This window comes from Pseudomonas sp. B21-032 (assembly GCF_024748965.1).
Classification (GTDB): Bacteria; Pseudomonadota; Gammaproteobacteria; order Pseudomonadales; family Pseudomonadaceae; genus Aquipseudomonas.
On the sequence record NZ_CP087180.1, the window covers coordinates 1861976 to 1879427 of the forward strand.

Genomic DNA, 17452 nt, shown 5'->3' on the forward strand with positions numbered 1-17452 from the left:
ATTATTCGCTGGTAAGGGCTTTGACCGGGTCGAGGCGGGCGGCTTTGCGCGCGGGCATGAAGCCGAACACCACGCCGGTGACCACCGCGCAGGCAAAGGCGCCAAGCACGGCAGGCAAGGAGAAGGCCACGGCAATATCGGCCAGCAGCAACACGCCGCCAATCAACAGGGCCAGGGCAATGCCGGTGACCCCGCCGACCATCGACAGCAGCACCGCCTCACTGAGGAACTGGCGCAGGATGTCGCGCTGGCGGGCGCCGGTGGCCATGCGGATGCCGATCTCGCGGGTGCGCTCGCGCACTGTCATCAGCATGATGTTCATCACCCCGATCCCGCCGACCAGCAGCGAGATCGCGGCGATCGAGCCGAGCATCAGCGACAGGGTATTCTGCGTGCGCGCTTCGGCCTGGATCAGCGCCGCGTCGTTGGTCAGTTCATAGTCGTGCTTGCCGTTGTGAAGCTTGCGCATCAGGTGGTCGATGGCCGCTTCCGTGTCGGCCACGCGCCGTGAGTCGGCGGCGGCGATGGTCACGTACTCCGGGTTGCGGCTGCCGAACAGGCGGATGGCGGCGGCCGAGTAGGGCACCACGATGCGCTCGTCGCTGTCCTGGTCGCCCGAGCTTGCGCCTTTGCCGGCGAGAATGCCGACCACCTGGAAGGGCACGTTTTCGACCAGGATGTACTGGCCGATGGGGTCGTTACCGGCTCCAAATAGTTTCTCCCGCACCTTCTGGCCGATGACCGCCACGGCTGCCGCGCTCTGTTCATCGGCCTCGGTGAAGAAGCTGCCTTCGACCACCGGCCAATTGAAGATTTCGCTGAAGTAGGTGTTGTTGCCACCCACATAGAACTGCTGGTTATTGTTGCCGTAGCGCACCATCAGCGAGTTGCCGATCACCGGCATGATCATCTTCACCTGCGGCAGGCTGGATACCGCGGCGACATCGTCGAGGGTGATGACCCCGGCCGGTTCACGCAGTGTCGGGGCGCTTCCGCTCAGGTACAGGATGTTCGAGCCGAAGGCTGCCATCTGCGCCATGACCTGGCGCTTGCTGCCTTCGCCGACGGCCAGCATGACCACTACCGAGGCCACGCCGATGACGATCCCGAGCAGGGTCAGGGCGGTGCGGAAACGGTTGATCCACATGATCCGCCAGGCCGCCTGCAGGGCTTCGACCAGCTCGCCTTTCCAGGCGCCGCTGGCGGTGGCGCCGAGGTTCAGGCGCTGGCGCAGGTCTTCGGCTTGCAGGCCGGGAGCGCTGGCGGCGGGAGCAGCAGATTGCTCTGCCGAATCACTGAGCACCAGGCCGTCACGAATCTCGATGACCCGCTTGGCCCGCGCCGCGACTTCGCGGTCGTGGGTAATCAGGATTACCACATGGCCCTGGCTGGCCAGTTCGTCGAGCAGGGCCATGACTTCGGCGCCGCTCTGGCTGTCCAGTGCCCCGGTCGGTTCGTCGGCGAGGATGATGTGTCCGCCGTTCATCAAGGCGCGGGCGATCGACACCCGCTGTTGCTGGCCGCCAGACAACTGGTGCGGGCGGTTGCCGGTGCGGCTGGAAAGGCCCAGGCGTTCGAGCAAGGCGGCGGCGCGGGCATGGCGTTCGGCGGCGGGGGTACCGGCATAGATGGCCGGCATCTCGACGTTTTCCTGGGCCGAACCCGAGGCGATCAGGTGATAGCCCTGGAACACGAAGCCGAAGGCTTCACGGCGCAACCAGGCCAGCTCGTCGCTGTCGAGGTCGGCGACGTCCTTGCCGGCGAAGTAGTAGTTGCCTGAGGTCGGACGATCAAGGCAGCCGAGGATGTTCATCAGCGTCGACTTGCCGGAGCCGGAAGCGCCGACAATGGCGACGAACTCGCCGGGATGGATGGCCAGGCTGATGCCGCGGACCACCTCGACCTTGGGCGTATCGACGCCGCCATAGGATTTGCGGATGTCGCGCAGTTCGATCAGGGGCGTGGACATTCAACCCCCGCTTGCGGCAGGTGCGCCGATCAGCAGGCGCTCGCCTTCGGCAAGGCCGTCGAGCACTTGCACCCGCAGGCGGTCGCTGAGGCCGGTGCGGACCTGGCGCTGGTTGACCTTGCCCTTGCTGTCGAGTACCTGGGCAATGCGCAGGTCATTGCCGTCGGCATGATCATCCAGGGCTGCCACCGGTACGGTGAGCACCTTGCTGGCACGCCCGGCAACGAAGAACACCTGGGTGGTCATCTCTGCCATCAGGGCGTTGTCCGGGTTATCGACATCCAGCAGTACGGTATAGAGCACCACTTTGCTGCTGGCGCCGCTACCACTGGCGCTGGCCGGGCTGCCACCGCCCTGGCTGGATTGATCGAGGGGTTTGGGCGGCACCGGCAGAATTTGCCGCACACTGCTGGTCCAGCGCCGCTTGCCGCCGGCCAGGGTGGTGAAGTAGGCGCTCATGCCCGGTTTGACATGGCCAATATCGGCCTCGGACACCTGGGCCCAGACGGTCATTGGCGACAACTTGGCGATACGCAGGATCAGCGGGGTTTGCTGTTGGGCGTTAAGGGTCTGGCCTTCGCGGGCATCGACGGCGACCACGGTGCCGGCCATCGGTGCATAGATGCGCGTGTAACCCAGCTCAGCCTCGTCGCTGCGCAGGCTCGCTTGGGCCTGGCGAATCTGTGCGCGGTACATGTCGATGCGCGCCTGGGTGACCTTCAGCTGGGCCTGGGCGCTTTGCACGTCTTCCTCGCGGGTGGCGCCGCCGGCGGCCAGGTTGCGTTGGCGCTTGTACTGCTGCTCGGCCAGTTGGTACTGAGCCTTCTGCTCATCCAGCTGGGCCTTGAGGTTGTCGATCGAGAAACGCCCGGCATCAAGCTTTGCCTGCTGCGTGGAGGGGTCGATCTCAACCAGCAACTGACCTTCCTTGACCTGATCTCCCACCTCGACGTGCAGTTTGCGGATCTGCCCGGAGGCCTGGGCACCCACGTCCACATAACGCCGCGGCTGCAAGGTACCCAGGGCCGTGACGCTGCTTTCGATGTCGGTACGGGTCACGGTAACGGTGCTCAACGGGTCGCCACCGGCGGGCAGGGTTTTCCAGGCGAGCAGGGCGCCCAGGCTGAGCAGGCCGAGGCCACACAACAGCAGGCGACGAGTATTCGGTGAGCGTTTCATGCAGGGTTCCAGCCGGATGGAATGGCCCGTGACATCTCACTGCCGAAGCGGCACGGCAGACACGGGAGGCTCCCAGGTAAACGAGGTGGGGGCCGTGGAATTTACCGGGATCAAGGTCTGATCTTGCTGAGAATAATTATAATTTGTATTATTGCATACTGCCATCATTCAGATCCGCTCAACCACGAGTCAGGGAACCCCCGCAGATGTCGCGGCCAGGTGTTGTGTTGGAAAACTACTATCGCGAACTGGTGAGTTTTCTCTGTGCCCGCCTGGGTAACCGGCAGGCGGCTGAAGACGTTGCCCACGATGCCTATATCCGCGTGCTCGAGCGCAGCGGTGAAGACGATATCGAGCATCCCCGGGCGTTTCTCTATCGCACCGCTCTGAATCTTGTGATCGATGGGCATCGACGTGGTTTGCTGCGCCAGTCCGAGCCGCTTGAAGTGCTCGACAGCGATGAGCGTTTCTTTACCCCCGCGCCATCCCAAAGCATGGACCTCAATCAGCGCCTGGACCTGATGCAGCGCGCGCTGGCCGAGCTCAGTCAGCCTTGTCGCGAGAGTTTTCTGCTGCGCAAGCTCGACGGCCTGTCGCACCCGCAGATCGCCGAGCGCCTGGGCATCTCGCGCAGTGTGGTGGAGAAACATATTGTTAACGCCATGAAACACTGCCGGCTGCGCATGCGTCAGTGGGAATCGCAGTAACCGGCCAACGTCGAAAAAATGTGAAAATTCCGTCATGGCCTTGCTTGATTTATGGCGATTTCCCGACAACTATCAGTAAAGACCCTCTCTCTGGCGAAGTGCCCGCCAATAGCCTGCAATTGATGATCTGGCGCAGTATGGTCAAGGAACGTCTCTAACGCTCTCTGCCTTGGTCATGACGATGCCGAACAAATCGCTGCGGATCCTGATTGCCGACGAACACCCGATGCAGTTGCTGCAACTGGAACGGATGCTCAATGGCATGGGCTATTACCGCATAGCCCCGGTCGAGAGCTTCGAGGATCTGCAGCGCCTGGTGCAGAGCGCACTGCAACCGTTCAACCTGCTGCTGGGCAACATCGACCTGGCCAGCCATGCCGGCGTTGATCTGGAGCGGTTCTGCCGGGTCAACCCGCTGATCCAGCACGCCTTGTTGTACGAATCGCAACACTTGAAGATCCCCTCGATTCCCGACAACCAGCGCCGCGCGGTGAATGTCAGCCTGTCCAAGGTTCCGGACAACGAGACCATCCAGTCCTTCATGCATATCATTGACTCGCCGCAGGTGATCGGCCATTTGCCGGGCATCCCCGAGCGCACCGCCAGGCCGGCGTACAACCCACGGCGGATGGACCTGGCCCAAACCGCGTTTTGCCGCCAGTCCTGAAGCCGCGCTGGGTGTGGCCGGGTAGCTTTTGCTATCCTCTTGCGTTTGCCCTGGTGCGCCTGTCGCACCGGCACTCGATCACTTGCGGATAACCCTATGACGGCCACTGACCCTGCGCGCCCGCTGCAGCTATCGCGCAGCGACCACAAGACCCTGAGCCTGGCGGCCCTGGGCGGGGCGCTGGAGATCTACGACTTCATCATATTCGTGTTCTTCGCCCTGACCCTTAGCCAGTTGTTCTTCCCACCGCAGATGCCCGAATGGCTGCGTTTGCTGCAGAGCTTCGGGATTTTTGTAACCGGTTATCTGGCGCGGCCGCTGGGCGGCATCCTGATGGCCCATTTTGCCGACCACCTGGGGCGCAAACGGGTGTTCAGCCTGAGCATCCTGATGATGGCCTTGCCGTGCCTGCTGATCGGGGTGATGCCCACCTACGCCGAGATTGGCTACGCAGCGCCGCTGATCCTGCTGGCCTTGCGCATCCTTCAGGGGGCCGCGGTAGGGGGCGAGGTGCCGAGCGCCTGGACCTTCGTCGCCGAGCACGCCCCGCCCGGACGCCGCGGCTATGCCCTGGGCTTTTTGCAGGCCGGGCTGACCTTTGGTTACCTGCTCGGCGCCCTGACCGCCACGGCCCTGGCGCAGCTGTTCAGCCCGCAGGAAATCCTCGATTACGCCTGGCGCTACCCATTCCTGCTCGGCGGCGTATTCGGCGTGATCGGCGTCTGGCTGCGCCGCTGGTTGAGCGAGACACCGGTGTTCCTGGCCTTGCGCGAGCGCCGTGAGCAGCCGCCGGCTTTCCCCTTGCGCACCGTGTTGCGTGAGCATCGTCGGGCGTTGATCCCCGCAGCGCTGCTTACCTGCGTGCTGACCTCGGCGGTGGTGGTGCTGGTGGTGATCACCCCGACGGTAATGCAGCAACGCTTCGGCATGAGTGCCGGGCACACCTTCGCCTTGAGCAGCATGGGCATTGTTTTTCTCAATATCGGTTGTGTGCTGGCCGGCTTGCTGGTGGACCGTATCGGCGCCTGGCGGGCCTTGATGATCTACAGCCTGCTGCTGCCCTTGGGCATCGCCGGCCTATACGCCAGCCTGGTGGCTGGCTGGGGCTGGACCGGGCTGGCCTATGCCATTGCTGGCCTGTCTTGTGGCGTGGTGGGGGTGGTGCCATCGGTGATGGTCGGCTTGTTCCCGGCGCAGATTCGCGTCTCGGGCATTTCCTTTACCTACAACATTGCCTACGCCCTGTGGGCGAGCACCACGCCATTGCTGCTGATCGCCCTGATGCCGTGGAGCCCATGGGTGTGCGTGGGCTTCTGCCTGGTCATGGGTGTGGTTGGCTTGCTTACGGCACTGTACTTTGGCGCACGCGAAGCGGTGCCCTTCGAGGATGAGGCGGTGCGCTGCTGAGTTCATCTGCTGTGACAATGGTTCCCTGCTGCCTGGGCGCTGATCGGGCAGACTCCAGAGCGGGGCAAATGGAATAACCTATTTGCCAAATTGAACCTATTAGGTTAATTTGCTCATGGAGAAAGGCACGCCTCATTGCAGGCTTTCGACGGTCAGGGCGCTGGCGGGTCTACCTGAAACTGACGGTCATCGATGCTGTGCTTATCGTGTCCTTCAAGGAGTTGTGAAAATGAAATGTCCAGCCTGTGGCGCGGCTGAGCTGGTCAGTGCCAGGCGCGATCTGCCGTACACCTACAAAGGTGAGACAACCCGGGTGACTGATGTTGTCGGGGATTACTGCCCTGCCTGCGCTGAGAGGGTGCTCAGTGATACAGAGTCGCGGCGTGTCAGTGCGGCGATGCTCGCTTTCAATCGGCAGGTCAATGCTGCGGCTGTCGACCCGCAATTTATTGCTGCCGTACGCAAGAAGCTGGCACTTGATCAGCGTGAAGCAGCAGAAATATTCGGCGGCGGGGTCAATGCATTCTCCCGTTACGAAAACGGCAAGACCAAGCCTCCCTTGGCCCTGGTCAAATTGCTCAAGCTACTTGATCGCCACCCTGAGTTGTTCGAAGAAGTCAGAACGGCCTGACACAAGCGATAAAAAAGCCCCCTGGCCACAACGGCGAGGGGGCTTTTTTAGGCCGGCTGACTTACATGTTCGGGTAAGTCGGGCCGCCGGCGCCTTCCGGGGTGACCCAGGTAATGTTCTGCGAAGGGTCCTTGATGTCACAGGTCTTGCAGTGCACGCAGTTCTGGGCGTTGATCTGGAAGCGCTTGCTGCCGTCTTCCTGGCTGACTACTTCGTACACGCCAGCCGGGCAGTAGCGCTGGGCAGGTTCGTCGTACAGCGGCAGGTTGGTGCCGATCGGGATGCTCGCGTCAGCCAGTTTCAGGTGGCACGGCTGCTCTTCTTCATGGTTGGTGCTGGAGAGGAACACCGAGCTCAGCTTGTCGAAGCTCAGCTTGCCATCCGGTTTTGGATAGTCGATTTTTTTCGAGTCGGCCGCCAGCTTCAGGCAGGCGTAGTCCGGCTTGGTGTCGTGCAGGGTGAACGGCAGCTTGCCACCGAACCAGTTCTGGTCGAGGTAGTTGAACGCCGCGCCGAGCATCGGGCCGAACTTGTGCATGGCCGGGCCGAAGTTACGGCTGGAGAACAGCTCGTCATACAGCCAGCTGGCTTTGAACGCTGTAACGTAGCTGTTGAGTTGATCGCCGCCTTCACCACCTGCCAGCAGGGCTTCGGCCACCGCGTCGGCGGCGAGCATGCCGGATTTCATGGCGGTGTGGCTGCCCTTGATTTTGGCCACGTTCATGGTGCCCAGGTCGCAACCGATCAGGGCGCCGCCGGCGAAGACCATTTTCGGCAGCGAGTTCAAGCCACCTTTGGCCAGGGCGCGGGCGCCGTAGCTGATGCGCTTGCCGCCTTCGAGGTACTGGCTGATCACCGGGTGGTGTTTCAGGCGCTGGAATTCGTCAAACGGCGACAGGTAGGCGTTGGAGTAGGACAGGTCGACGATCAAACCTACGACTACCTGGTTGTTTTCCAGGTGATAGAGGAACGATCCACCGGTGTTTTCCTTGGCCATGACATCCAGCGGCCAGCCTGCGGTGTGCACAACCAGGCCTTGTTCGTGCTTGGCCGGATCGATTTCCCAGATTTCTTTCAAGCCGATGCCGTAATGCTGGACGTCGGACTCGCTGTCGAGGTTGAAACGCTTGATCAGCTGTTTGCCGATGTGGCCACGGCAGCCTTCGGCGAACAGCGTGTACTTGCCGCGCAGCTCCATGCCTGGGGTATACAGGCCTTCTTTCGGGTTGCCTTCACGGTCGACGCCGAGGTCGCCGGTGATGATCCCGCGGACCACGCCGTTTTCGTCGAACAGGGCTTCCTGGGCGGCGAAGCCCGGGTAGATCTCGACGCCCAGGTTCTCCGCCTGCTGGGCCAGCCAGCGGCACAGGTTACCCAGAGAGATGATGTAGTTGCCTTCGTTGTGCATGGTCTTGGGCACGAACAGGTCAGGGACCTTGATCGAGCTGCCAGCATCCTTGAGCACATAGATGTCGTCGCGTTTGACTTCGGTGTTGAGCGGGGCGCCGAGCTCTTTCCAGTCCGGGAACAGTTCGTTCAGGGCGCGTGGTTCGAACACCGCACCGGAGAGGATGTGGGCGCCGACTTCCGAGCCTTTCTCGACCACGCAGACGCTGATTTCGTTACCGGCTTCGGCGGCCTTCTGCTTCAGTCGGCAGGCGGCGGACAGGCCAGCCGGGCCAGCGCCGACAATGACCACGTCGAATTCCATGTATTCGCGTTCCACAGGTTCTCTCCTACTCAAGGCTCATCGGTTTTTCTTTGTTGGCGGGTGTCAGGCGGTCATTTTTCAGACGCTCGGGCTGTAGCTCGAGCGATGACGGACTACACCGCTTTCTCTTGGCCGCGCATTATATCTACACCACTCGCGGGGTCCAATACAAACGTTTGTTTGAATTTGCCGCAGGCCAGTAAAATCAAAGAAGCGCGGCTTGAAGCTGACCGGTTTGCCGTATTGACCGGATTGGGCGTTACGGTCAAGATACGAGCGGTTTTGCGCTCGCCGTAGGCTGACCGCAGGATGCAGGAGCACCCCTAAAAACCAGGCGAAAAGCAGGGCAGTTACGCCACAACCCGCTTTGTAGTGGAGTTTACACGCCACGACAAATAATGACCCACGGGTTTTGCAACTGACAGGCCGAAACGAGACCGCTGGGTCAGGGTTAAATTCGTCCACCTGTGATCGTTTTTAGAGGTGCCCTTGTACCCACGCGCAATCGCCGGGTTTGCCCCAGGCGACATTCTTTTCACCGGAGAGTAACGAGGAATCCATGAAGGTTCTTGTAGCTGTCAAACGAGTGGTCGACTATAACGTCAAGGTTCGCGTCAAGGCGGACAACTCCGGCGTCGACCTTGCTAACGTCAAGATGTCCATGAACCCCTTCTGCGAAATTGCCGTAGAAGAAGCCGTGCGCCTGAAAGAGAAGGGCGTTGCGAGCGAGATCGTCGTCGTTACCGTCGGCCCGGCCACTGCCCAGGAGCAACTGCGTACTGCCCTGGCACTGGGTGCCGACCGCGCCATCCTGGTCGAATCGGCTGAAGAGCTGACTTCGCTGGCTGTGGCCAAGCTGCTCAAGGCAGTGGTCGACAAAGAACAACCGCAGCTGGTGATCCTTGGCAAGCAAGCCATCGACAGCGACAACAACCAGACCGGCCAGATGCTGGCTGCACTGAGCGGTTACGCCCAGGGCACCTTCGCCTCCAAGGTCGAGGTTGCTGGCGACAAGGTCAACGTTACCCGCGAAATCGACGGCGGCCTGCAGACCGTTGCTCTGAACCTGCCAGCCATCGTCACCACCGACCTGCGCCTGAACGAGCCGCGCTACGCGTCGCTGCCGAACATCATGAAGGCCAAGAAGAAGCCGCTGGAGACCGTTACTCCAGACACGCTGGGCGTTTCCACCGCCTCTACCAACAAGACCCTGAAAGTCGAAGCGCCGGCTGCCCGCAGCGCCGGTATCAAGGTCAAGTCGGTTGCTGAACTGGTCGAGAAACTGAAGAACGAGGCGAAGGTAATCTAAATGACTATCCTGGTTATCGCTGAACACGAAAACGGTGCCGTTGCCCCGGCCACCCTGAACACTGTTGCTGCTGCCGCCAAGATCGGTGGCGACATCCATGTGCTGGTCGCAGGCCAGAACGTCGGTGGCGTCGCTGAAGCCGCGGCCAAGATCGCTGGCGTTGCCAAGGTCCTGGTTGCCGACAACGCCGCCTACGCTCACCAGCTGCCAGAAAACGTCGCGCCGCTGGTAGCCGAGCTGGGCAAGGGCTACAGCCACGTGCTGGCTCCTGCCACCTCCAACGGCAAGAACATCCTGCCGCGCGTTGCCGCGCTGCTGGACGTCGACCAGATTTCCGAGATCATCTCGGTTGAATCGGCTGACACCTTCAAGCGTCCGATCTACGCCGGTAACGCCATTGCCACCGTGCAATCGAACGCTGCCGTCAAAGTCATCACCGTCCGTGCCACCGGCTTTGACGCCGTTGCCGCTGAAGGTGGTTCGGCTGCCGTTGAAGCTGTCGCTGCTGCCCACGACGCAGGCAAATCGGCCTTCGTTGGCGAAGAGCTGGCCAAGTCCGACCGCCCTGAGCTGACCGCTGCCAAGATCGTCGTTTCCGGCGGTCGCGGTATGCAGAACGGTGACAACTTCAAGCACCTGTACGCCCTGGCCGACAAGCTCGGCGCTGCCGTCGGTGCTTCGCGCGCTGCGGTCGACGCAGGTTTCGTACCCAACGACATGCAGGTCGGTCAGACCGGCAAGATCGTTGCACCACAGCTGTACATCGCCGTCGGTATTTCCGGCGCGATCCAGCACCTGGCCGGCATGAAAGACTCCAAAGTGATCGTTGCGATCAACAAGGACGAAGAAGCGCCGATCTTCCAGGTGGCCGACTACGGCCTGGTGGCTGACCTGTTCGAAGCCATCCCTGAGCTGGAGAAGCTGGTTTAATCCAGTCGCTTCACTTATAAAAGAGCCCGGTCCGTTCGGGCTGTGCAGGCCTGCCTTGCACAGCCCGGCAGATCGGGCTTTTTCATTCTGGCGAGAAAGTAGGGAGTGGTTGCATGGGATGGCGTGGCCGGATAAATACGGCGCTGGTGTTCGCTGCGGTGCTGATGCCGTTGCAAGCGTGGGCGGTGGGCAAGTGCGAGCGGCTGGTGGCCACCGGCAGCCCCGATGCGCCGCCGTACTCGTGGCGCGATCCGCAAGATCCCAAGCACCTGATGGGCGCCAACGTCGACCTGTTCAGGCAGGTAGCCAGCGAGCTGGGCCTGAAGGTTGAAGTCCTCGACAGCGGCAGCCGCAGCCAGGCCCTGGAAGAGGTGCGCAGCGGTCGTGTCGATTTGCTGATCGATTCACCCTTCGCGGTGTCCGAGCTGACTACGGTCGACTTCGTCCATCCCTCGCTGCTGAGCAACGAATACGTGGTGTGGACTCGCCACGATTCGCCGCTGGTCTATAACACCCTGGCCGATTTGCACGAGCATCGCGGCAGCGTCTCGGAAAAAGCGCGCATGACCCCGGAATTTACTGCCTACGCCAAGAGCCAGTTGCAGCTGGCACCTTCGCAGAATCTGACCCAGGCCTTCCAGAAGTTGCTGCTCGGTCAGGTCGACTATGTGCTGGCCGGGCGCTACGCCGGGATGGCCATGGCTCAGGCCCTGGGCATGAACAACGAGCTGATTGCCCGCGGCTTGCCTCTGGATCGCCCGGGCCTGTACCTGGCGCTGTCGCATAATTCGGCATGCAATGACGCCTGGTTGCGCGGACAACTGGCAAAAAAGCTGACAGAATTGCCGGCCTCCGGCGTGTCCCAGGCGGTGCTGCAACGTAATGTCGAACGCTGGAAAGCGCAGATGCAGGCGCCGCTGGATGCCCCTAAACAGTAGGAAGATTGCGTGAGAACTCATCCATTATTCGCCGCTCTGGCACTGCTGGCCCTGGCCGGATGTGCCAATGACCCGGCCCCGAATGAACAGTTGCGCCTGTCCGAGCAGGCACTGGAGCAGGCCAAGGCGGTGGGTGCCACCGACGAAGTGGCAGAGCTGAAGCAGGCCGAAGAAAAACTGGCTCGGGCCCGAGTCAACATGACCAGCGAATCCTACCGTGACGCGCGCATGCGCGCCGAGCAGGCCGAGCTGGACGCGCGCCTGGCCGAGGCGCGGGTGCTGACGGTCAAGAGCAAGGAGCAGCTGGACTTGCTGCAATCGCGGGTCAATCGCCTGCGTAAACAGTTGGGGGAGCAGCGGTGAGTTCGATCAAACCATTGGCAGCACTGTTGTTGGTCGGCGTGGTCGGCCTGCAGGGCTGCGCCAGCCAGCGCAGCGAGACGGCGCTGGACGAGGCCACGGCCAAGTTCCAGACGGTCAAGGACGATTCCAACGTTTTGCGCAGCGCGCCGCGTGACGTGATTCGTGCCGGTGAATCGCTGGCCCGTGCCGAGCGCCTGTCCAGTTACCTGGGGACCGGCGCCGATGTGCGCCATTACGCCTACCTGAGCCAGCGCTACAGCGATATTGCCCGCGAGCACAGCAATCTGGTGCTCAACCAGGAACGCCTGGCCAAGCTTGAGCTTGAGCGTCAGCGCCTGCAGCTGGCGTTGCGTGAGGCCAAGCTTGCCAGCGTGCAGCAGCAGGGCAAATGGCTGGAAGCGCAGATCGTCAGCCTGGCCACCGAGCAGAGCGACCGTGGCTTGGTGATGACCCTGGGCGACGTGCTGTTCGACACCGGGCATGCGGAGCTTAAAAACTCGGCCAGCCGCACGGTGCTCAAGCTGGTGCAGTTCCTCCAGCTCAACCCCAAGCGCATTATCCGTATCGAGGGTTATACCGACAGCACGGGCGCGCCTGAGGATAACCTCAAATTGTCCCGGGATCGGGCTCAGGCGGTAGCCGATATGCTGATCGACCTGGGTGTCGATGAAAAGCGCATCGAGGTCGAGGGCTATGGCGACCAGTATCCGGTCGAGGCCAATGCCTCGGAGCGGGGCAGGGCGCAGAACCGTCGGGTCGAGATCGTCTTTTCCGACGACAAGGGCAAGCTTGGCGCGGCGCGTTGAGTAATAGATGAAGAAACCCGGTGAGTGTTCCTCTCCGGGTTTTTTTATGGGCGGTCGCCGGGTTGTGACAAATGCCAGATCGCCCCCTCTGTCACACAACTGTATTGTCGACTATTCTGCAATCTGTCCCAGTACACTTCGCAACTGTTCCGGTATTCTTGGCCGAAAACAGCCGTACAAAAACAACTACATTGCCTGCGTGTCGAGAACTGATCATGACCAACCTGTTGCTCTACCAGCGCATCGCCCAGCAACTGGCCGAAGATATTCGCCGCGGTGTGTACCAGCCAGGTGAGCGGGTGCCGTCGGTGCGCAAGATGAGCTCGCAGCTCAATGTCAGCCATGCCACGGTGCTGCAGGCCTATGCCAATCTCGAAGACCAGGGCTTGATTCGCGCGCGGCCGCAGTCCGGCTATTACGTGCACCAGACCCCTGCGTTGACCGCACAGACGCCGGACATCGCCCGGGTCGAGCGCCCGGGGCTGGTCACGCGCAGCAGTATCATCCAGCAGGTATTGACCGAAGCCCGGCGCGACGGGGTGTTTCCCTTTGGCGCGGCGGTGCCGCATGTCGACTATTTGCCGGTGCGCGCGTTGCACCAGCAATTGGCCAAGGTCACCCGCTTTCATAGCCCGCGGGCGTTCAGTTACATGTTCAGCCCGGGTTTCGAGCCGTTGCGCCGGCAGATCGCCATTCGCATGCGCGATGCCGGCGTGGTGGTCGACCCCAGCGAAGTGGTGGTCACCCATGGCTGCGTCGATGCCCTGCAGATGTCGTTGCGGGTGCTGACCCGGCCGGGCGACCTGATCGCCGCCGAATCACCGACCTACTACGGTTTGCTGCAACTGGCCGACCTGCTTGGCCTGAAAGTCATCGAGATCCCCAGTGATCCGTCTACCGGCGTCAGCCTCGAAGCGTTGCAGTTGGCGGCCAACCAGTGGTCGATCAAGGCCCTGGTGCTGACCGCGCGCCTGAGCAATCCGCTGGGCGGCACCATTCCGGAAGATCGCCAGAAGCAGCTGTTGCGCCTGGCGTCGGATTTCGACATCCAGATCATCGAAGACGATATCTATGGTGAGCTGATGTTCGAACAGGGCAAGACCAAGGCGCTCAAGGCCTTCGACCGGCTCGGGCGGGTGATCTATTGCTCAAGCTTTTCCAAGACCTTGTCGCCCGGTGTGCGTATCGGCTGGATGGTTGCCGGCAAGTACCAGGCGGAGATCCAGCGCTTGCAGACCTTTACCACCCACTCGGCCTGCAGCGTGACGCAGATGGGGGTGGCTTCCTATCTGGAGAACGGTGGTTACGACCGTCATTTGCGCTACATCCGCCAGGAATATCGGAAAAATCTCAGCGCCTACCAGCTGGCGGTGCAACAGCATTTCCCGGAAGGTACGCAGATGACCCGGCCCACCGGCGGCTTCATTCTCTGGGTGAGCCTGCCAGGCCGGGTCAATACCCAGGAATTGCACGTGCGTGCGCTGCAGCAGGGCATCAGTATCGCCCCAGGGTTGATCTTCAGTAATACCGAGCAATTCAACCACTGCATTCGCCTGAACTGCGGCATCCCGTGGAATCGTGAGGCGGAGCGGGCGGTGATGACCCTGGGCATGCTCGCCAGCCAGCTGTGCCAGGAATCGGCTTCGGGCGCTTTTTTCTAGACTTGCCAGTCGTGTCAGGAACGGGGAGCATAAGCATTTTTAGGGATAATCGTCGGTGCCTATGAAAGCGTTGCGTTGTATCGGGCTGTCCCTGTGTTTGCTCGGTGGCTTGGCTTGCACCTGGGCAGCAGTGGCCGAAACCGCACCGGCCGGCAAAACCTCCACTAGCAAAAGCGCCAAGCCTGCAGCCAAGCCAAAGCAGGCAAAAGCGCCGCCGGTGCGTAAAAAGGCAAGCACCAAAGCCACCCAGCGCAGCGCACGCAAAAATGCCAAGGCGGCGCCCGCGCCATTGCCCAAGACCAAGCTCGACCTGAGCCTGCCCTCGGGCATGGTCAAGGAGCTCAAGCCCGATACTCAGGAGCAGGCACCTTTGCCCAAGCCATTGCTGCCCTACCTGTTTGGTGAGAAACCGCCTTCCGACAGCCCGTTTCAGCTCAATGGCCGGCTGATCAGCAACGAAATGCAGCTGCAACTGCGTAACGACAGTCGCAAGGATGTCGAAGGCGCGGCGATCGAGTTCGAGTTCAAGCAGTAGGGCGAAACTGACTGTCCAGTCACCCCTTTCAGGTTGATATTTCATCCTGCGAGCAATTTCAAACGCCTGTTTAAGCGGTTACTATCCGGGTTCATTCATCATTTGTTACTCCGAGGATTCTGTTGTCATGAATTGCCGTGAAGGTTGTGGCGCCTGCTGCATTGCGCCCTCCATCAGCTCGCCGATACCGGGGATGCCCAAGGGCAAACCTGCCGGTGAGCGCTGCCTGCACTTGTCGGTTGCCAACCTCTGCGGCTTGTTCGGCAAGCCCGAGCGCCCGCCGGTGTGTGGTGGTTTCAAGGCAGAGGCCGAGATCTGCGGCAACGACCGCGACGAGGCGATCAGGATCCTGGGGTGGCTGGAGCAAATGACGGCAGCTTGAAACGCGGATCTTCGACAATAAGGAACAAAAGCATGGGATCGTTTAAGCACATGGCACTGGTGTTGGGTCTGGGAGCGGCGCTGGTGCCCCTGGCGCATGCCGAGGACTGGAAGCAGGCCAAGAACGAAGGCGGAATCAAGGTCGATCTCAGTGAGGTTGCCGGTTCCGACTACAAGGCCTATCGCGGCGTTACCTTTATCAAGGCGCCACTGGCCAAGGTCAGGGCCCTGCAGGAAGACGTTGCCGGGGCCTGCGCCTGGATTCATGAGTGCAAGACGCAAAAGCTGCTGAAAACCGAAGGCGACCAGAGCTGGACCTACACTCAGTTCAATACCCCGTGGCCGGTCACTGCGCGTGATTCGGTCATGCATGTCACTACTACCGTAGCGGCTGATGGCAGCCTGACCCGCAAGCTTCAAGGCGTGCCCGCGTACCTGCCGGAAGAGAAGGGCTTTGTGCGGGTGGCCAAGGTTGATGGGTTCTGGAAGCTGCAGCCAAAAGACGGCGGCACCGAAGTGACTTACCAGGTGCACACCGAGCCGGGCGGCAGCGTGCCGTCGATGGTGGCGAACAAGTTTGTGGTCGATGCGCCGTTCAATACCTTGAAGGCGTTGAAAGAGCGGGCCGAGAAGCCGTAAGTACAGTTGCATCAGTTGGCTGGCTTGAGGCAACTGTTGGGTAATCGCGGGGCAAGCCCGCTCCCACAGAACCGCAGCCCGCGATGAGAGCGCAATAAAAAAGGCTGCCCGAGGGCAGCCTTTTTTCGTGTTCGGCCCAAAGGCTTACTTGCGGTCTTCCAGTTTGACGATGTCGCGCGACTCGTAGCCGGTGTACAGCTGGCGAGGGCGGCCGATCTTGTAAGGGCTGGAGAGCATTTCTTTCCAGTGCGAAATCCAGCCGACGGTCCGCGCCAGGGCGAAGATCACGGTGAACATGCTGGTTGGAATGCCGATCGCCTTGAGGATGATCCCCGAGTAGAAGTCGACGTTCGGGTACAGCGAGCGCTCGATGAAGTAAGGATCGGTGAGGGCGATCTCTTCCAGGCGCATGGCCAGTTCCAGCTGCGGGTCGTTCTTGATGCCCAGCTCGCGCAGGACTTCGTCGCAGGTCTGTTTCATCACGGTGGCGCGCGGGTCGCGGTTTTTGTAAACGCGGTGACCGAAGCCCATCAGCTTGAACGGATCGTTCTTGTCCTTGGCCTTGGCGATGAACGTGTCGATGTTCGAGACATCGCCGATTTCATCGAGCATGGTCAGTACCGCTTCGTTGGCGCCGCCGTGGGCAGGGCCCCACAGTGCAGCGATGCCGGCAGCGATACAGGCGAACGGGTTGGCACCCGAAGAGCCGGCCAGACGGACGGTGGAGGTCGATGCGTTCTGCTCGTGGTCGGCGTGGAGGATGAAGATCCGGTCCATTGCCTTGGCCAGTACCGGGCTGATCGGTTTGATCTCGCACGGGGTGTTGAACATCATGTGCAGGAAGTTTTCCGCGTACGACAGGTCATTGCGCGGGTACATCATGGGCTGGCCCATGGAGTACTTGTACACCATCGCTGCCAGGGTCGGCATCTTGGCGACCAGGCGGACCGCGGAGATTTCGCGGTGCTGCGGGTTATTGATGTCCAGCGAGTCATGGTAGAACGCCGACAGGGCGCCAACCACGCCGCACATGACGGCCATCGGGTGGGCGTCGCGGCGGAAGCCGTTGAAGAAGGACTTCAACTGCTCGTGAACCATGGTGTGGTTCTTCACGGTGCTGACGAACTGAGCCTTCTGCTCGGCATTCGGCAGTTCGCCGTTGAGCAGCAGGTAGCAAGTCTCGAGGTAGTCGGATTTTTCGGCCAGTTGCTCGATCGGATAGCCGCGGTGCAGCAGGATACCCTTGTCGCCGTCGATATAAGTGATCTTCGACTCGCAGGATGCGGTCGCCATGAAACCAGGGTCGAAAGTGAAGTGACCCGTGGCCCCCAACCCTCTAACGTCGATAACATCGGGACCAACGGTGCCGGTTAAAATGGGCAGCTCGACGGGGGCTGCGCCCTCGATGACCAACTGCGCTTTTTTGTCAGCCATGTGGCCTCCTATTAATGCTTGAAATCATCAGACAGACCCCCCACGCAGGGCCCGCACCACTATAGTGAGATAAATTCGAATGTCAATTTGCCTAAAGCACGGTTGTAAAGGGCTTTGGGCGCTGTTTTTCCTCGAAATTACCGCCCGTTTACGCCTTTTGTTCGCTAAAGGCAATGCGCTATTTG

General features: G+C 61.2%; 17 protein-coding genes. 13 read left to right on the top strand and 4 right to left on the bottom strand.

The window, feature by feature from the left end; all coding sequences use genetic code 11:
• Position 1: 1 nt before the first annotated feature.
• Positions 2–1969: a MacB family efflux pump subunit gene (locus LOY54_RS08570; RefSeq protein WP_258610155.1), complete on the bottom strand. Its 1968-nt coding sequence runs from the start codon at positions 1967–1969 to the stop codon at positions 2–4.
• The gene (locus tag LOY54_RS08575) at positions 1970–3148 is read right to left on the bottom strand and encodes an efflux RND transporter periplasmic adaptor subunit (RefSeq protein WP_258610156.1); all 1179 of its coding nucleotides are present in this window, start codon (positions 3146–3148) and stop codon (positions 1970–1972) included.
• A gap of 227 nt (positions 3149–3375) precedes the next feature.
• On the opposite strand from LOY54_RS08575, the gene LOY54_RS08580 reads away from it, so the two are divergent.
• From LOY54_RS08580 to LOY54_RS08595, 4 genes are all read left to right on the top strand, one after another.
• On the top strand, positions 3376–3855 hold the full coding sequence (locus LOY54_RS08580) for a sigma-70 family RNA polymerase sigma factor (protein ID WP_045200511.1): 480 nt from the start codon (positions 3376–3378) through the stop codon (positions 3853–3855).
• A gap of 181 nt (positions 3856–4036) precedes the next feature.
• Entirely contained in the window at positions 4037–4522 is a 486-nt protein-coding gene (locus LOY54_RS08585) for a hypothetical protein (RefSeq protein ID WP_045200513.1), read from the top strand.
• Between the two features lie 96 nt (positions 4523–4618).
• Complete coding sequence (locus LOY54_RS08590; RefSeq protein WP_045200515.1) at positions 4619–5929, top strand: MFS transporter; 1311 nt, start codon at positions 4619–4621, stop codon at positions 5927–5929.
• A gap of 229 nt (positions 5930–6158) precedes the next feature.
• Entirely contained in the window at positions 6159–6560 is a 402-nt protein-coding gene (locus LOY54_RS08595; RefSeq protein ID WP_258610157.1) for a type II toxin-antitoxin system MqsA family antitoxin, read from the top strand.
• A 61-nt stretch (positions 6561–6621) separates the two neighbouring features.
• Here LOY54_RS08595 and LOY54_RS08600 read toward each other — a convergent pair whose 3' ends face one another.
• The gene (locus LOY54_RS08600; RefSeq protein ID WP_045200520.1) at positions 6622–8286 is read right to left on the bottom strand and encodes an electron transfer flavoprotein-ubiquinone oxidoreductase; all 1665 of its coding nucleotides are present in this window, start codon (positions 8284–8286) and stop codon (positions 6622–6624) included.
• Positions 8287–8830: 544 nt separating this feature from the next.
• On the opposite strand from LOY54_RS08600, the gene LOY54_RS08605 reads away from it, so the two are divergent.
• The 9 genes from LOY54_RS08605 (at position 8831) to LOY54_RS08645 (ending at position 15833) form a co-directional block, all read left to right on the top strand.
• Positions 8831–9580 (top strand): electron transfer flavoprotein subunit beta/FixA family protein, encoded by a 750-nt coding sequence (locus tag LOY54_RS08605; RefSeq protein WP_258610158.1) that lies wholly within the window; start codon positions 8831–8833, stop codon positions 9578–9580.
• Entirely contained in the window at positions 9581–10510 is a 930-nt protein-coding gene (locus tag LOY54_RS08610; RefSeq protein ID WP_045200521.1) for an electron transfer flavoprotein subunit alpha/FixB family protein, read from the top strand.
• A gap of 113 nt (positions 10511–10623) precedes the next feature.
• Complete coding sequence (locus LOY54_RS08615; RefSeq protein ID WP_258610159.1) at positions 10624–11448, top strand: ABC transporter substrate-binding protein; 825 nt, start codon at positions 10624–10626, stop codon at positions 11446–11448.
• 9 nt (positions 11449–11457) lie between these two features.
• The gene (locus LOY54_RS08620) at positions 11458–11811 is read left to right on the top strand and encodes a DUF4398 domain-containing protein (RefSeq protein ID WP_045200525.1); all 354 of its coding nucleotides are present in this window, start codon (positions 11458–11460) and stop codon (positions 11809–11811) included.
• Positions 11808–12617, top strand: a complete 810-nt coding sequence (locus LOY54_RS08625; RefSeq protein ID WP_045200527.1) for an OmpA family protein — start codon at positions 11808–11810, stop codon at positions 12615–12617. The genes LOY54_RS08620 and LOY54_RS08625 overlap by 4 nt, the downstream gene beginning before the upstream one ends.
• A gap of 215 nt (positions 12618–12832) precedes the next feature.
• Positions 12833–14278 (top strand): PLP-dependent aminotransferase family protein, encoded by a 1446-nt coding sequence (locus LOY54_RS08630; RefSeq protein ID WP_258610160.1) that lies wholly within the window; start codon positions 12833–12835, stop codon positions 14276–14278.
• Positions 14279–14495: 217 nt separating this feature from the next.
• Positions 14496–14813, top strand: coding sequence for a translation initiation factor 2 (locus tag LOY54_RS08635; RefSeq protein ID WP_309475546.1), 318 nt, complete (start codon positions 14496–14498; stop codon positions 14811–14813).
• A 127-nt stretch (positions 14814–14940) separates the two neighbouring features.
• On the top strand, positions 14941–15195 hold the full coding sequence (locus LOY54_RS08640; protein ID WP_045200534.1) for a YkgJ family cysteine cluster protein: 255 nt from the start codon (positions 14941–14943) through the stop codon (positions 15193–15195).
• Between the two features lie 32 nt (positions 15196–15227).
• Positions 15228–15833, top strand: coding sequence for an START domain-containing protein (locus tag LOY54_RS08645; RefSeq protein ID WP_258610162.1), 606 nt, complete (start codon positions 15228–15230; stop codon positions 15831–15833).
• Between the two features lie 144 nt (positions 15834–15977).
• Here LOY54_RS08645 and gltA read toward each other — a convergent pair whose 3' ends face one another.
• Entirely contained in the window at positions 15978–17267 is a 1290-nt protein-coding gene (gene gltA / locus LOY54_RS08650) for a citrate synthase (RefSeq protein ID WP_258610163.1), read from the bottom strand.
• Positions 17268–17452 lie beyond the last annotated feature (185 nt).

Excerpts from the sequence above, each read along its gene's own strand:
- LOY54_RS08640 (WP_045200534.1), top strand. The coding sequence starts at position 14,941 with ATGAATTGCCGTGAAGGTTGTGGCGCCTGCTGCATTGCGCCCTCCATC.
- LOY54_RS08610 (WP_045200521.1), top strand. The coding sequence starts at position 9,581 with ATGACTATCCTGGTTATCGCTGAACACGAAAACGGTGCCGTTGCCCCG.
- LOY54_RS08615 (WP_258610159.1), top strand. The coding sequence starts at position 10,624 with ATGGGATGGCGTGGCCGGATAAATACGGCGCTGGTGTTCGCTGCGGTG.
- LOY54_RS08595 (WP_258610157.1), top strand. The coding sequence starts at position 6,159 with ATGAAATGTCCAGCCTGTGGCGCGGCTGAGCTGGTCAGTGCCAGGCGC.
- LOY54_RS08590 (WP_045200515.1), top strand. The coding sequence starts at position 4,619 with ATGACGGCCACTGACCCTGCGCGCCCGCTGCAGCTATCGCGCAGCGAC.
- LOY54_RS08605 (WP_258610158.1), top strand. The coding sequence starts at position 8,831 with ATGAAGGTTCTTGTAGCTGTCAAACGAGTGGTCGACTATAACGTCAAG.
- LOY54_RS08630 (WP_258610160.1), top strand. The coding sequence starts at position 12,833 with ATGACCAACCTGTTGCTCTACCAGCGCATCGCCCAGCAACTGGCCGAA.
- gltA (WP_258610163.1), bottom strand. The coding sequence starts at position 17,267 with ATGGCTGACAAAAAAGCGCAGTTGGTCATCGAGGGCGCAGCCCCCGTC.
- LOY54_RS08645 (WP_258610162.1), top strand. The coding sequence starts at position 15,228 with ATGGGATCGTTTAAGCACATGGCACTGGTGTTGGGTCTGGGAGCGGCG.
- LOY54_RS08570 (WP_258610155.1), bottom strand. The coding sequence starts at position 1,969 with ATGTCCACGCCCCTGATCGAACTGCGCGACATCCGCAAATCCTATGGC.
- LOY54_RS08585 (WP_045200513.1), top strand. The coding sequence starts at position 4,037 with ATGCCGAACAAATCGCTGCGGATCCTGATTGCCGACGAACACCCGATG.
- LOY54_RS08575 (WP_258610156.1), bottom strand. The coding sequence starts at position 3,148 with ATGAAACGCTCACCGAATACTCGTCGCCTGCTGTTGTGTGGCCTCGGC.